This window comes from Streptomyces sp. NPDC053673, assembly GCF_055585225.1.
This window is the reverse complement of the sequence record NZ_JBVJKN010000055.1, coordinates 11,484-24,741: the sequence shown is the minus strand read 5'-3', so window position 1 is coordinate 24,741 and position 13,258 is coordinate 11,484. Positions and strand designations below refer to the sequence as shown.

Sequence of the window (13,258 nt, the reverse complement as noted above, 5' to 3'; positions counted from 1 at the left end):
TCAGTCCTTGCGGTTCGGCGCGCGCTTGGGCTTGCCCGACGTCGCCATGCTCGCCGCCGTCGGCATGAAGTCCCTCAGCAGCTCGTGGGTTTCCTTGACGAGGGGCCGCAGGATCCGGAACCGGGAGAGCGAGATCGCGCGGGCGGTGACCGGCGCGAGCCGCTCGACGAGGCGGCGGCTGTTGGCGCACCCCTCGGAGCGGTCGTACACCCAGAACAGCACCAGGCCCATCTGCTGCAGCCAGAGCAACTGGGGGAGCGCCTCGGCCAGTTCGGGGTCGATCTTGACGGACGCCCCGGCGAGCACCCGGCGGTGGACCTCGATCGCCGCGTCACGAGGACCCTCGGACTCCGGCGAGAACGGGCTGAGCGGACTGTCCGGATCGGCCGCGTTCTTGAAGAACTGGGCCGCGAACTCGTGATACGGCTCGGCGATGTCGAGCCAGCCGAGAAGGACCCCGCGGATCCGTGCCGTGAGGTCCTTCTCGTCGCCGTCCAGGATCTCCGCGACCGCCGCCCGGTGCTGCTCGGCGATCCGGTCGTAGAAACCCTGGACCAGGTGTTCCTTGGAGGAGAAGTAGTAGTACGCGTTGCCGACGGAGACACCTGCCTCCTGGGCGATGGCCCGCATCGTCGTCTTGTCGTAACCGCGCTCCTGGAAGAGCCGGAGCGCGGTTTCGAGGATGAGCGTGCGGGTCTGCTCGCTCTTGGCCGGCTTCGCGGACCGGTCCGGCTTCTCAGACCGGTCTGGCTTCTCGTCCTTCACGTCGTTCACGGTGACCGAGCCTAACCGGGCGGGCCCGGAACCTCGCACCGCCCTTCGCAGGACGGGGCCGTCGCCTCCCGGTACTTGGCGGCGGCGAGCACGGTCACCTTGGCGAACGGCGCGCCTGCGGGGGTGCTGAGCCAGTGGGCCTTGGGCCGGTGCTCGGCCAGTGCCCACAGGCAGACGATCCAGGCGGCGGTGGACCGGTACACCTGGCCCCGGTCCCCGACCACCGTGATCTCCCGCAGGGTGCTCTCGTGATCGAGGGCGGGGAAGCGGCGCCTTGCCTCGTCCGATGCCGCCGGGACCAGGTCCAGCGGGACGAGCTGCCGCTGCCGCAGCAGCCAGTGGCGCAGATGGACGCAGAGCGAGCACTGCGCGTCGTACAGCACGGTCAGCCGCTGCACCGGAATGCCCATGTCCGCTCACGCACCCGCGGCGGGGGTCGCCCAGGGATTCTTGCCGGCCGGTCCGGTCCAGCCCTGCGGCGGGACCGGCGGGGTCTGCTCGCGCTCCATCATGCCGCGCCGGCGGATCTTGTTGAGGACGTAGACGTTGCCGAGGTGCATCACCCCGAGGACGAGCAGGACGACACCGAGCTTCACCGAGAGCGCCTCAAACAGCCGGCGGGCGTCGGCGACGGCGTCGTCCTGGCTGAGGTAGAGAGCGACGAAGCCGAAGTTGACGAGGTAGAAGCCGACCACCAGGAGGTGGTTGACGGCCTCGGCGAGCTTCTCGTTCCCGTGCAGGACATCGGCGAGGAAGATCCGTCCGTTCCGGCTGAGCGTACGGGCCACCCAGACGGTGAGCGCCACGCTGATCAGCAGGTAGACGACGTACGCGACAACAGTGAGGTCCATTCCCCACCCTCCCTTGAACGCGTTCAAAAGGTCTTGTCATGGACTGTAGACCTCTTCTTGAACGTGTTCAAGTCGATTGAGGGAGGGGGCTGAAGGGCCTGAGGCCTCGCGGTCAGTGCCGGTCCCGCCGCACCCGCTGCGTCCCTGTCACCGACATCACCAGTGAGTACAGGGATGTCGTGGCCGTGATGAACAGCCGGTTGTTCTTCGGGCCGCCGAAGGTGAGGTTCGAGACCGGCTCCGGGACGAGCAGGCGTCCGATCAGCGTGCCGTCCGGGTTGTAGCAGTGCACTCCGTCGTGGAGCGCCGCCGCCCACAGTCGGCCCTCGTCGTCGAACCGGATGTTGTCGAAGCTGCTGCGGGGAGCCTCCGCGAACACCTTGCCGTCGGTCAGTGTGCCGTCGTCGCGTACGGCGAAGACCCTGATCTGCCTGGCGCGGCTGTCCGATACGTACAACTGCCGCTCGTCCAGGGAGAACACCAGTCCGTTGGGCCCCTGGAAGCCGTCCGCCGCCAGCCGGACCTCGCCCGTCGCCGGATCGGCCCGGTAGACGTTGCATGCGCCGATCTCGCTCTCGGCGCGGTGTCCTTCGTAGTCGCTCGTGATGCCGAAGTCCGGGTCGGAGAACCAGACGGAGCCGTCGGACCGCACCACCGCGTCGTTCGGCGAGTTGAACCGCTTGCCCTCGAAGCGGTCGGCCAGCACCGTGACCGAGCCGTCGTGCTCGGTGCGGGTGACGCGGCGGTTGCCCTGCTCGCAGCTGATCAGCCGGCCCTCGCGGTCCACCGTGTTGCCGTTGCTGTGGCCGGCCGGGGAGCGGAAGACGCCGATGGTGCCGGTCGGCTCGTCCCAGCGCAGCATGCGGTCATTGGGGATGTCGCTCCAGATCAGCTGGCGCCAGGCCGGCAGATAGACCGGCCCTTCGGCCCAGCGGCAGTCCCCGTGCAGCCGCTCCAGTCGGCTGTCGCCGTTGGTACACCGTCCGGTACGGAAGCGCTCGTCCAGGATCTCGTACAGGTCGTCAACGATCTCACCAGACATCGTCCACCCTTGCCCTTCATCAACTGAACGCTGTTCGGAATGATCTCAGTATGACAGAACCGGATATGGTTGCGGTATGGCACCTGTGGACAACGTGGACAACGTGGACCGAGCCCTGATCACCCTCCTGCAGCACGACGCGGGAAAGGCGTACGCCGCCCTCGGCAAGGCGGTCGGCCTCTCGGCCGGCGCCGCCCATGAGCGGGTCCGCAAGTTGCGCGAGCGCGGAGTCATCCGCCGTACGACCGTCGACGTCGACCCGGCGGCGCTCGGACTCGGCGTGCTGGCCTTCGTCATGGTCGAGTCGACGGCGTGGATGGGCGATTCGGCCGAGGCGTTCGCCGCGATACCCGAGATCGAGGAGGCCCATGTCATCGCGGGCACCGCGTCGGTGCTGGTGAAGGTGCGTACGGCCACCACGGAGCAGCTTCAGGACGTCCTGCGGCGGCTGTACGCGATCGAGGGCGTGTCCGGTACTCAGGCGACGGTCTCGCTGGAGACCTTCTTCGAGCGCCCGCCGGCGCCGTAGACGTTCTCGTCGGGCCGTGCCCGGAAGCGTCGCCCCCGGGGACCGCCGCGGTCGCCAGGCACGCGCCGCCGACCGCGAACGCGACTGCGGTCAGCGGGACTTCCGGTCCCCACGCGGACGCGGCCACCGGCGCGAGCGTGCAACCCAGCGGCATCGCGGCCCGGCGTTGTCAGTGCGGTTCCCCACGCTCACGGCATGGGACGGGAGCGGGGCCGTCCCCCCGGGCCCCCGTCGCTAGTGCCCCTCCCGGCAAGCTTTGCCCTGTCGCGCCGCCCGGCACGCACCCTCGCTGCGTTGGCCAAAAGCCCTGGTAGCTCCGCTACAAGGACTTCCGGCCGCCTTGCGATTGCACGCACCGGACGCCGCGAGCCCCGCCCTACGGGCGGACGGCGCTAGTTCTGGAACACGGCCTAGATGCTCAGCGTCCGCGCGTAGTTGATCTGCCCCATGACCCAGTGCAAGGTTTCGGGGCCGGTCGCCGGGATCATCGTCGAATGGAAGCGGCCACCGCTGGTGACCGTCACCTGGACATAGCCCGTGGTCGTCTTCTCCTTCATCAGGAGGAAGAACAGGCCCAGCAGGCAGAAGACCGCGAAGACGACCGCGAGCACGATCCCGACCGTCGGGATCTTCTCCTCGGTGCGGGACATGTCCGTGACGGACCACACCGCGCCCTTGAGCGGCAGCGTGCCGGCCGGAGTCACGATCGAATCCTGGAGGACGGTGATGTCACCGATCGACATCAGCGGCGCCGCCGTCCCGCCCATCGGGACGAGCGGTGCCTGCGGATAGCCGTAGCCCGGGCCGCCCGGCGGCTGCGTCGGTCCCCACTGGTAGTCACCGCTGTCCATATAGGGGTTCGGGTTCGGCTCGCTCATCTATCCCCGCTCTCGATCGGAACACCACACGACAAAGGCCCGTTCCTGCACGCAGCGTACAGAAACGGGCCCCTGACGTGATGTCTGACCCTTCGATCAGAAGCGGCGCGTGATCAGCGCCCGCTTGACCTCCTGGATCGCCTTCGTGACCTCGATGCCACGCGGGCAGGCGTCCGTGCAGTTGAACGTCGTGCGGCAACGCCACACGCCGTCCTTGTCGTTGAGGATCTCCAGCCGCTGCTCGCCGGCCTCGTCACGCGAGTCGAAGATGAAGCGGTGCGCGTTGACGATCGCCGCCGGGCCGAAGTACTGCCCGTCGTTCCAGAACACCGGGCAGGACGACGTGCACGCGGCGCACAGGATGCACTTGGTGGTGTCGTCGAACCGCTCGCGGTCCTCCGCCGACTGCCGCCGCTCGCGCGTCGGCTCGTTGCCGGTGGTGACCAGGAACGGCATGACGTCCCGGTACGCCTGGAAGAACGGCTCCATGTCCACGACCAGGTCCTTGAGGACCGTGAGGCCCTTGATGGCCTCGATCGTGATGGGCTTCTCCGGGTTGATGTCCTTGATCAGCGTCTTGCAGGCGAGCCTGTTCTTGCCGTTGATCCGCATCGCGTCGGAGCCGCAGATGCCGTGTGCGCAGGAGCGCCGGAAGGTCAGCGTGCCGTCGACGTCCCACTTGATCTTGTGGAGACCGTCGAGCACACGCTCCTTCGGGTCGATCTCGATCTGGAAGTCCTGCCACTGGGCCTCGTCCGAGACCTCGGGGTTGAAGCGGCGGATCCGGAACGTGACCGTGATGTACGGGGACGCGGGGCTCGCCGGGATCGCGTCGGACTTCTCGAGTACGGGGGTTGCCATCAGTACTTACGCTCCATCGGCTGGTAGCGGGTCTGGACGACGGGCTTGTAGTCGAGACGGACGGTCTCGGAGCCGTCGGCGCCGACCTCGCGGTACGCCATGGTGTGGCGCATGAAGTTGACGTCGTCGCGGTTCGGGAAGTCCTCGCGGTAGTGACCGCCGCGGGACTCCTTGCGGGCCAGCGCCGAGACGGCCATGACCTCGGCCAGGTCGAGCAGGTTGCCCAGCTCGATGGCCTCCAGCAGGTCCGTGTTGAACCGCTTGCCCTTGTCCTGGATGGACACGTTCCGGTAGCGCTCGCGCAGCTCGGCGATCTTCTCGACCGCCGTCTTGATGGTCTGCTCCGTACGGAACACCATCACGTTCGCGTCCATCGTCTCCTGCAGCTCCTTGCGGAGCACGGCGACCCGCTCCGTGCCGGTGGAGTTGCGCAGGCGCTCGACCTGCTCCTGCACGAGGGAAGCCGGGTTCTCGGGCAGCTCGACGTAGTCGGCCTTCGCCGAGTACTCGGCGGCGGCGATACCGGCGCGGCGGCCGAAGACGTTGATGTCGAGCAGCGAGTTGGTGCCCAGGCGGTTGGCGCCGTGCACCGACACACACGCGACCTCACCGGCGGCGTACAGACCCGGAACGACGGTGGTGTTGTCGCTGAGGACCTCACCCTCGACGTTCGTGGGGATGCCGCCCATCGCGTAGTGCGCGGTCGGCTGGATCGGGATCGGGTCCGTGTAGGGCTCGATGCCGAGGTATGTACGCGCGAACTCCGTGATGTCCGGGAGCTTGGCGTCCAGCTGCTCCGGCGGCAGGTGGGTCAGGTCCAGGTACACGTGGTCGCCCTCGGGACCGCAGCCGCGGCCCTCGCGGATCTCCGTGTAGATGGAGCGTGAGACGACGTCACGCGAGGCGAGGTCCTTCATGACGGGCGCGTACTTCTCCATGAAGCGCTCGCCGTCCTTGTTGCGGAGGATGCCGCCCTCACCGCGGGCGCCCTCCGTCAGCAGGATGCCCATGCGCCAGATGCCCGTCGGGTGGAACTGGAAGAACTCCATGTCCTCCAGCGGCAGACCGCGCCGGTAGCAGGCGGCCTGGCCGTCACCGGTCAGGGTGTGCGCGTTCGACGTCACCTTGAAGAACTTGCCGGTGCCGCCGGAGGCGTAGATGACCGCCTTCGCCTGGAAGACGTGGATCTCGCCGGTGGCCAGCTCGTACGCGACCACGCCCGCCGACTTCTTGACGCCGTCGACCTCGGTGATCAGCTGGTCGAGGACGTAGAACTCGTTGAAGAACTCCACGCCCTCCTTGACGCAGTTCTGGTACAGCGTCTGGAGGATCATGTGGCCGGTGCGGTCCGCGGCGTAGCAGGACCGGCGGACCGGGGCCTCGCCGTGGTTGCGGCTGTGGCCGCCGAAGCGGCGCTGGTCGATGGTGCCGTCCGGGGTCCGGTTGAACGGCAGGCCCATCTTCTCCAGGTCGAGGACGGCGTCGATGGCCTCCTTCGCCAGGATCTCGGCGGCGTCCTGGTCGACCAGGTAGTCACCGCCCTTGACCGTGTCGAAGGTGTGCCACTCCCAGTTGTCCTCCTCCACGTTGGCCAGCGCGGCGGCCATGCCGCCCTGCGCGGCGCCCGTGTGGGAGCGGGTGGGGTAGAGCTTCGTCAGCACGGCGGTGCGGCTGCGCTTCGTCGCCTCGATGGCGGCGCGCATGCCGGCGCCGCCCGCGCCGACGATGACGGTGTCGTACTTGTGAATCTTCATGAGTGGAACCTCAGCCCCGTGCCTAGCGGATGTTCGGGTCGAAGGTGAAGATCACCAGCGTGCCCAGAAGGATGGTGAACACCGTGGCGGTGTACAGCAGGCCCTTGAGCCACAGGCGCGTGTTCGGCCGCTCCGCGTAGTCGTTGATGACCGTACGCAGACCGTTCGCGCCGTGCAGCATCGCCAGCCACAGCATCAGCAGGTCCCAGACCTGCCAGAACGGGTTGGCCCAGCGGCCCGCGACGAACGCGAAGCCGATCTTGGACACGCCGCCGTCCAGCACGAGCTGGATCAGCAGGTGGCCGATGACCAGGACGACCAGCACGACACCGGACAGGCGCATGAAGAGCCACGCGGCCATCTCGAAGTTGCCGCGGGTCGACTTCGGGGTCTTGCCGGTGCGCTTGCGTGGGGCCTCGATGACCGGGGCGGGGTTGTCGACGTCGTACAGGCCCGTGCCCTCGACGGCGCCGATCGCGGAAGGTGTCTCAGTAGACATGTCGGTCCTCAGCTCCCGAACCACTCGCGTGCGGCGTGGCCGAGCACCGGGTAAAGGGCGCCCGCCATCAGTACGACCCAGATGCCCATCACGGTCCAGAGCATCTGCTTCTGGTAGCGCGGGCCCTTGGACCAGAAGTCCACGGCGATGACACGAAGGCCGTTCAGCGCGTGGAAGAGAATGGCGGCCACGAGGCCGTACTCCAGCAGCGCGACGATCGGCGTCTTGTACGTCGCGACGACATCGTCATAGGCCTCGGGGGAGACACGGACGAGAGCGGTGTCCAGCACGTGTACGAACAGGAAGAAGAAGATGAGGACGCCGGTGACTCGATGAGCCACCCAGGACCACATACCTTCCCGGCCGCGGTACAGCGTTCCAGCCGGCACGGAAAAACCCTCCGGGAGCGGGGATTGGAGCCGGCCGCCAGTCTTCTACCAAAAGTGACAGCTCTGTCGGTCTGGCCCGGCCGGGTACGGTCCACCGGCCCCGGCCATCGTAGCGACGAGATGTCGGTTCCCTCGCGCGGGGTCCGCTGGTGTGATCAAACCGGCAATCAAACAGGCACGGACGGGCTATCGGTGCGGCCGTCCGGCCGGTCCGAAACTACTCGGTTCCGGATGGTTGGCCACTACATGTGCCAGTCGGGCACGGGCGAGGCGACGCAGCTGGTCGGCGGCGATCGCCCGCTCCTCGTCCGGATCGTTGCCGAGCCGGGAGCGGATCCCGGCCAGCACCTGGTCGGGCTGCTCGTCGGCCCGGACGCCGTCCAGGCAGATCACGAAGGCGTGGCCGAAGCTCGCCTCGTACGCGGCGTGGGCGGCGCGCAGCGCGGTGTGTGCGGCCGGTGGCGCGGTGGGGTGCAGCCCGGAGGAGGATTCGTCGGCGAGGGCTTCGTCCAGGTCGGCCGCGGAGAGGTCGTAGCTGGCCTCGTCGGCGGCGGCGAGCAGAGCGGCCAGATCGGGGTAGGGCCGGTGGGTGACGATCCGCTGCGCCCAGCGGCCGCTGCCGCAGCAGGTGAGCAGGGCGGCTGTGGCGGCGGCGGCCGGGACGGTGTTGAAGCGCTCCAGACCGGGCATGCGCGGCCGCACGGTTCGGGGGGCGGCCGGGTCGGCGGGCCCGGCGGGAGCCGGGATGTGCACGGCGGGGCGGAGTGTCGGCGGTCGCTGCGGGAGGCCGGTGGGCGGTTCGCTGGGCAGCGTGGGCTCCGGGGCGACTGGGGGTGATGGGGTGGTTGAGCTGCAACGCTATCGATGCGCGGCGCGAGCTGTCCGACGGATACCGGAATTTCACCCGGACGGGAGAGGTTCGGCACGCATGGTAGACAGGCCTGACTGAAATTACCCGATTCACCTTCGTTCGTCATATTTCAGTAGGAAGAGAGGCTGATCCGGTGAAGTGGCAATCCCTGGGCGCACGGCGCGTGGGCTCGGCCGTCGTAGCGGCCGCGGCCCTGTCGGCGGTGGTGTCCTGCTCGAACGGCGGTTCCGCGGGCGCCGAGCCCGGTGGCGCACAGGCGCCGACGCCCGCACCGGCGGCCACGTCGCCCACGCCGGCACCCTCGCCCACGAAGACGTATCCGCTCTCCACCGCGCCCCTCACCATTCCGTCCGTACGTGAACACGAGCCCGCGCGCGGGCCGGGCTGGCGGCCGGGGCCGGGCAGCGCGGTCGTCGTCGCCAAGGGCAGCGAGGCGCTCGCCGACGAGGGCCGGCTGCTCTCCCAGGAGCTGAAGACCGGATTCCGCAACAGCGGCCCGGTCAACGCCGGTGACGTCGAGCTGTCGCTCGGCACGGCGGGGCAGGGCGCGCCCGAGTCGTACACCCTCACCACCCGTGACAACCGTGTGAGGATCACCGGCCCCGACGAGGCCGGCGTCTTCTACGGCACCCGAACCCTGAAGCAGGCCCTCCGCTCCGGCGGCACGATGCCCGAAGGCGTCGTACGCGACCGTCCCGACCGGCCCCAGCGCGGGCTGAACGTCGACATCGCGCGCAAGCACTACACCTCGGGCTGGATCGAGGCCCGGCTGCGTGAGATGGCCGACCTCAAGCTCAACCAGCTCGGGCTGCACTTCTCCGACGACCAGGGCTTCCGGATCGCCTCCGACTCACATCCCGAGGTGGTCTCCGCCGAGCACCTCAGCAAGGCCGAGGTGCGCAGGATCATCGCCCTCGCGCAGAGTCTCCACATCACTGTCGTGCCCGAGATCGACTCGCCGGGCCACCTGGGCGCCGTCATGAAGGCCCACCCGCAGCTCCAGCTGCGCAACGTCAACGGCGTGCCCCGGCAGGGCGCCATCGACATCTCCAAGCCCGAGTCCGCGAAGATCGTCGACGATCTGCTGCGCGAGTACTCGGCGCTCTTCCCCGGAGCCTGGTTCCATGTCGGCGCCGACGAGTACCAGGCGCTGACCGTGCGGAACCCGGCGGCCTCCTACCCCCAGCTCGCCCAGGCGGCCGTGCAGAAGTACGGCCCGAACGCCGGTGTCCAGGACCTCGCGACCGGCTGGCTCAACGACCGCGCCGCGGTGGTGCGCGCCGCGCAGAAACAGCCCAAGGCATGGAACGACGGCTTCTTCTCCGGTGGCGTGAAGTCCGCGGACAAGGGCATCGAGGTCGAGTACTGGACCGGCAAGGAGATCGGGGCGCGGCCGCCGCAGGAGTATCTGGCGGAGGGCCGCCCGGTGGTCAACCTCAACGACGAGTACCTCTACTACGTGCTCGGCGAGCCCAACCAGTTCACTTACCCCACCGGCCGCCGTATCTACGAGCAGTGGACCCCGCTCGTCCTGCGCGGCACGACACCCGTCCCGGAGCGCTACTCCCGTCAGATCCTCGGCGGCCGCCTCGCCGTCTGGAGCGACCTCTCCCGGGCCCAGACCCAGGACCAGGTGGCGGCGGGCATCCGCATGCCCCTGCGGGCGGTCTCCCAGAAGCTGTGGACGCCGGGGCAGCCGGCGCTTTCGTGGGCGGAGTTCAACGCATTGGCGAACAAGCTTGGCTGAGCCCGCCCGCACTCTCTTCATGCTCTGCTCGCATTGCCGGATCCATCAGGCCACCACGGGTGACGGCCTCTGCGACGGTTGTGCCGTGGCGGCGGGCAACACCGCACCGCCGCCGGCCGCACCGGCCGTGCCGTTGTCGGCCGTTTCCCGTGCTGCGCTCTCCCGTCGGCCCCCCGTACGCCGTCGTCGGTCTGCTCGGCATCTGGTTCCACCGGGTGCGCCCGAACGCCGGGGTGTTCCGGCCCGACGCGCACCGCCGCGGTCCCGGCTGGGCGATCGGGTCCTGGTTCGTCCCTATCGCCAACCTTTGGATCCCGCGCCAGATCGCAATGTGACCGATCTGGTGGCGGCGGTGCCGGCGATACCCGTCGTCCGGAAACTGACGCGGCTGCAGCACGCCAGGGCCACCGCCGGGCCACCGCCGGGCTGACGCCGGCCCAGGTCTGAGCCTGCCCGGGGGCGTACAGGTAAGCAGGCCCAGCCCAGGGGAACGTGGCCGGATTTATCCGGCGAACCATGGGCCGGGTGCCGGGCATTTCGGATGAGTCCGGCGCACTCGGAGTGGTCCGGTGACGCTTTTGAGCCAACCGACGCAGTAAGGGACGTACAGCGTCCGCACTGTCGGGAGGCGTCGATGAGCCTGGTCCAACTGATCGCTGAGGCGGATGAGCGGAGTCTGGCCGCGAGCGGTCTCGCCTGTCTGGACCGCTGCCTGCCCCTGCTGGTCGACGAGACCGATGTGCTGCGCCCGCTCTGGGCGGGTATCGCCGCGGGCGAGGACGGCTGGGCCGGGCGCCTGGCCACCGCGAGAGCCGCCCTGGACGACACCCCCGACGCCGACGAAGCGGCGGCTCCGGTGCGGAAGATGATCGGCGCCGCGCCCTCCGAGTGGGCCGCGGCCCCGCTCGCCGAGTGGGCGACGGCCTGCTCCGCCCTGGCGCTCGAACTCCACCAGACGCTCGACCCGTCGGGCGGGACCGAAGGCCCGCTCGTCACCGGGGAACAGCGCCGCCAGATCCAGATCCTGGAACTCCTCGCCGGTACCCCGGGCGGCGTCGGGCTGCGCCGGGCCCTGGACGTCTCGACGGAGGGCCGGCGCGTACTGCGGGCGGCCCTGTCCCGCCGGGCGAGGGCCCGGAGCTGACCGCCCGACCAGGACTTACTTGGCGGGCGTGATCCCCTGCGGTCCGCCCTCCGCCACGACCTCGGTGCCCACGAGGAGGTCCGCGTATCCGTCCCCGTTCGCGTCGCGGGCCGTCAGCGAGTCGAAGGCCCGGCCCGGGAGGACGATCGGCGCGCCGGTCGTGGTGAGGCCGGTGGGCGAGCCGTGGAACGTGACGATCCCGCGCCCGGTCGCCACGGAGAGGTCCGTGTATCCGTCGCCGTTCAGATCCCCCGAGGCGAGGGCGCGCCCGCCGGCGCCCATCAGCACGGCCGGTGGGCCGGTGCGCAGGCCCTGCAGCGAACCGTTCAGCACGGCAAGGGGCATGGCGCCGTCCGCCGCACGGTAGGTGACGGCTGCGTCCTCGTCGCCGTCCGCGTCGAAGTCACCGACGGCGGCGTCCACATCCTCGGCGTCCTCGGGCACGACACCGTTCTGCGTGGCGGCGGCGAGCATGCGGATGGCGGGCAGATCGGCGTACAGGTTCTCGCCGGGGCAGTCGGTGTCGTAGGCGTCCCGGTGCCCGGACAGCCGGCTGAAGGTGCCCGTCTCCCCTTCCTCGAACCACCCGTTGTCGTCGGCCGCGGTGAGGGTGGCCGTCCCGGTCGCGTCGACCCCGGACAGACCCAGCTTCCAGGCCGCCAGCCCGGCGATCGCCTCGCGGACCTCGGGGGTGGTGGTCGCTTCGGTGTAGTCGCCGATGAGCGCGATGCTGCTCGTGTCGACGTTGAAGCCGTACGTGTGCGCGCCCTGGACGGGCTGGTCGATGCCGCCCGCGCGGCCCTCGAAGACCGTGCCGCACCCGTCGACCAGGAAGTGATAGCCGATGTCGCTCCAGCCTCGGCTCTCCACGTGGTACGTGTAGATGCTTCGCACGATCGAGGCCGAGTCGGCGCAGTCGTAGGCGTTCGACCCGCCGGTGTGATGGACGAAGATCGCCTCCGTGCTGCTGTTGTACGTGGGCTCCCTCCCGACGTAGGACTCGTCTGCGCCCCACTCCGAGCGGGAGGTGATGGCCGGCGCTCCGCCGGGCGGCTCGGCGCGCCGGGATGCGGGCCGTACTGGTCCGCCCTGCGGGTCGACCAGTTCGAGCCGCAGCCCCTGTGGCAGCGCCTCGCCCCTGGCGCGCAGCTCCACCCCGTCGGACGCTCCGGTCCACAGCGGCTGGGTCCCGGCCCGCATCGGCTGGGTCCCGGCGCGCAGCCCGGCCGCGCCCTGCTCGGGCCCGGACTCGGGCGTACGCGCATCGGTGTCGAGCACGCGCCACGGCGACCAGGTGCCGGTACGGCTGTCGCGGGTACGGACCTCGGCCGTGCCGCCGAGCTCCGCGTACGGGTCGTCCCAAGTGAGGCCGACCATGCTGAACGGTCCTGTGGTCCGGGCGGGGAGCGCCCTGAGCGCCGGGTCGTCCCCGGCGGGCACGGGGACGGCGCGGACGTCGCCGCCCGTCGCAACGGACTCGGAGGCTGTGGGTTCGGAGCCGCCTGTGGGTTCGGAGCCTGTGGGTTCGTAGCCCGCCGGTCCGGTGAGACAGAACCCGATGGACATGGCCGCGGCGACGACCAGGGCGGTGCGGGAGCGCCTCGTGGGGCGGTTTCTCATGAGGCGCGAGCATATGGACCGAGCACCCGCAAGGCGCCGGGACGGGCCGCAGCCCTGCCGATGATCGCCCGAAATGAGCAGGTGATTGACGGGCCATCGGAATACGGGACCGAACAGCCGCGGCACGGACCGTTCCCCGCCCGCCCTTCAGTGTCCCAACCCGCTTGCATCCGCCGGGACAAACACTCACGAGGCGAGAATCGATGGTTCTCTTACGAGAGAAGGAACACACCGTTTCTCGTGTGACGTTCGTGCGCCCAGCTTCGCTGGATCAGTGTCGGTCGTCCGAGGGGACAGCG

Annotated in this window: 14 protein-coding genes and 1 pseudogene; 4 read left to right on the top strand and 11 right to left on the bottom strand. The window is 69.5% G+C overall.

Annotated elements, in window-relative coordinates; all coding sequences use genetic code 11:
• The 4 genes from ACZ6ZQ_RS36980 to ACZ6ZQ_RS36965 all read right to left on the bottom strand — a co-directional run bounded on the left by ACZ6ZQ_RS36980 (window position 1) and on the right by ACZ6ZQ_RS36965 (window position 2,667).
• Entirely contained in the window at window positions 1-774 is a 774-nt protein-coding gene (locus ACZ6ZQ_RS36980; protein ID WP_469772918.1) for a TetR/AcrR family transcriptional regulator, read from the bottom strand.
• Window positions 775-785: 11 nt separating this feature from the next.
• The gene (locus ACZ6ZQ_RS36975) at window positions 786-1,184 is read right to left on the bottom strand and encodes a thiol-disulfide oxidoreductase DCC family protein (RefSeq protein WP_469772917.1); all 399 of its coding nucleotides are present in this window, start codon (window positions 1,182-1,184) and stop codon (window positions 786-788) included.
• Window positions 1,185-1,190: 6 nt separating this feature from the next.
• Entirely contained in the window at window positions 1,191-1,625 is a 435-nt protein-coding gene (locus tag ACZ6ZQ_RS36970; RefSeq protein ID WP_469772916.1) for a hypothetical protein, read from the bottom strand.
• 112 nt (window positions 1,626-1,737) lie between these two features.
• Window positions 1,738-2,667: an SMP-30/gluconolactonase/LRE family protein gene (locus ACZ6ZQ_RS36965; RefSeq protein ID WP_469772915.1), complete on the bottom strand. Its 930-nt coding sequence runs from the start codon at window positions 2,665-2,667 to the stop codon at window positions 1,738-1,740.
• Between the two features lie 94 nt (window positions 2,668-2,761).
• On the opposite strand from ACZ6ZQ_RS36965, the gene ACZ6ZQ_RS36960 reads away from it, so the two are divergent.
• A complete protein-coding gene (locus ACZ6ZQ_RS36960) occupies window positions 2,762-3,196 on the top strand; it encodes an Lrp/AsnC family transcriptional regulator (protein WP_469772934.1) in 435 nt (144 codons plus the stop codon).
• A 410-nt stretch (window positions 3,197-3,606) separates the two neighbouring features.
• Here ACZ6ZQ_RS36960 and ACZ6ZQ_RS36955 read toward each other — a convergent pair whose 3' ends face one another.
• From ACZ6ZQ_RS36955 to ACZ6ZQ_RS36930, 6 genes are all read right to left on the bottom strand, one after another.
• Window positions 3,607-4,074 (bottom strand): hypothetical protein, encoded by a 468-nt coding sequence (locus ACZ6ZQ_RS36955; protein WP_469772914.1) that lies wholly within the window; start codon window positions 4,072-4,074, stop codon window positions 3,607-3,609.
• Window positions 4,075-4,170: 96 nt separating this feature from the next.
• Entirely contained in the window at window positions 4,171-4,935 is a 765-nt protein-coding gene (locus tag ACZ6ZQ_RS36950) for a succinate dehydrogenase iron-sulfur subunit (RefSeq protein WP_469772913.1), read from the bottom strand.
• Window positions 4,935-6,689 carry a succinate dehydrogenase flavoprotein subunit gene (sdhA, locus tag ACZ6ZQ_RS36945; protein WP_469772912.1) on the bottom strand — a complete coding sequence of 585 codons (1,755 nt, stop codon included), beginning with the start codon at window positions 6,687-6,689 and terminating at the stop codon, window positions 4,935-4,937. The genes ACZ6ZQ_RS36950 and sdhA overlap by 1 nt, the downstream gene beginning before the upstream one ends.
• Window positions 6,690-6,711: 22 nt before the next feature.
• Window positions 6,712-7,188, bottom strand: coding sequence for a succinate dehydrogenase hydrophobic membrane anchor subunit (locus ACZ6ZQ_RS36940; RefSeq protein WP_453665361.1), 477 nt, complete (start codon window positions 7,186-7,188; stop codon window positions 6,712-6,714).
• An 8-nt stretch (window positions 7,189-7,196) separates the two neighbouring features.
• Entirely contained in the window at window positions 7,197-7,577 is a 381-nt protein-coding gene (gene sdhC / locus ACZ6ZQ_RS36935) for a succinate dehydrogenase, cytochrome b556 subunit (RefSeq protein WP_453665360.1), read from the bottom strand.
• A gap of 186 nt (window positions 7,578-7,763) precedes the next feature.
• Window positions 7,764-8,330, bottom strand: coding sequence for a 2-oxo-4-hydroxy-4-carboxy-5-ureidoimidazoline decarboxylase (locus tag ACZ6ZQ_RS36930; protein WP_469772911.1), 567 nt, complete (start codon window positions 8,328-8,330; stop codon window positions 7,764-7,766).
• A 251-nt stretch (window positions 8,331-8,581) separates the two neighbouring features.
• On the opposite strand from ACZ6ZQ_RS36930, the gene ACZ6ZQ_RS36925 reads away from it, so the two are divergent.
• From ACZ6ZQ_RS36925 to ACZ6ZQ_RS36915, 3 genes and pseudogenes are all read left to right on the top strand, one after another.
• Window positions 8,582-10,195: a beta-N-acetylhexosaminidase gene (locus ACZ6ZQ_RS36925; RefSeq protein ID WP_469772910.1), complete on the top strand. Its 1,614-nt coding sequence runs from the start codon at window positions 8,582-8,584 to the stop codon at window positions 10,193-10,195.
• Window positions 10,196-10,377: 182 nt separating this feature from the next.
• Window positions 10,378-10,524 (top strand): annotated as a pseudogene (locus ACZ6ZQ_RS36920) (DUF4328 domain-containing protein); the annotation flags it as partial.
• 305 nt (window positions 10,525-10,829) lie between these two features.
• Entirely contained in the window at window positions 10,830-11,339 is a 510-nt protein-coding gene (locus ACZ6ZQ_RS36915; protein WP_469772909.1) for a hypothetical protein, read from the top strand.
• 15 nt (window positions 11,340-11,354) lie between these two features.
• Here ACZ6ZQ_RS36915 and ACZ6ZQ_RS36910 read toward each other — a convergent pair whose 3' ends face one another.
• The gene (locus ACZ6ZQ_RS36910; protein ID WP_469772908.1) at window positions 11,355-12,959 is read right to left on the bottom strand and encodes an N-acetylmuramoyl-L-alanine amidase; all 1,605 of its coding nucleotides are present in this window, start codon (window positions 12,957-12,959) and stop codon (window positions 11,355-11,357) included.
• Window positions 12,960-13,258 lie beyond the last annotated feature (299 nt).

What these genes read in the sequence shown, in the direction of transcription:
- ACZ6ZQ_RS36970 (WP_469772916.1), bottom strand. Translation starts at nt 1,625, where the DNA reads ATGGACCTCACTGTTGTCGCGTACGTCGTCTACCTGCTGATCAGCGTG.
- ACZ6ZQ_RS36955 (WP_469772914.1), bottom strand. Translation starts at nt 4,074, where the DNA reads ATGAGCGAGCCGAACCCGAACCCCTATATGGACAGCGGTGACTACCAG.
- ACZ6ZQ_RS36975 (WP_469772917.1), bottom strand. Translation starts at nt 1,184, where the DNA reads ATGGGCATTCCGGTGCAGCGGCTGACCGTGCTGTACGACGCGCAGTGC.
- ACZ6ZQ_RS36915 (WP_469772909.1), top strand. Translation starts at nt 10,830, where the DNA reads ATGAGCCTGGTCCAACTGATCGCTGAGGCGGATGAGCGGAGTCTGGCC.
- ACZ6ZQ_RS36940 (WP_453665361.1), bottom strand. Translation starts at nt 7,188, where the DNA reads ATGTCTACTGAGACACCTTCCGCGATCGGCGCCGTCGAGGGCACGGGC.
- ACZ6ZQ_RS36950 (WP_469772913.1), bottom strand. Translation starts at nt 4,935, where the DNA reads ATGGCAACCCCCGTACTCGAGAAGTCCGACGCGATCCCGGCGAGCCCC.
- sdhA (WP_469772912.1), bottom strand. Translation starts at nt 6,689, where the DNA reads ATGAAGATTCACAAGTACGACACCGTCATCGTCGGCGCGGGCGGCGCC.
- ACZ6ZQ_RS36910 (WP_469772908.1), bottom strand. Translation starts at nt 12,959, where the DNA reads ATGAGAAACCGCCCCACGAGGCGCTCCCGCACCGCCCTGGTCGTCGCC.
- ACZ6ZQ_RS36965 (WP_469772915.1), bottom strand. Translation starts at nt 2,667, where the DNA reads ATGTCTGGTGAGATCGTTGACGACCTGTACGAGATCCTGGACGAGCGC.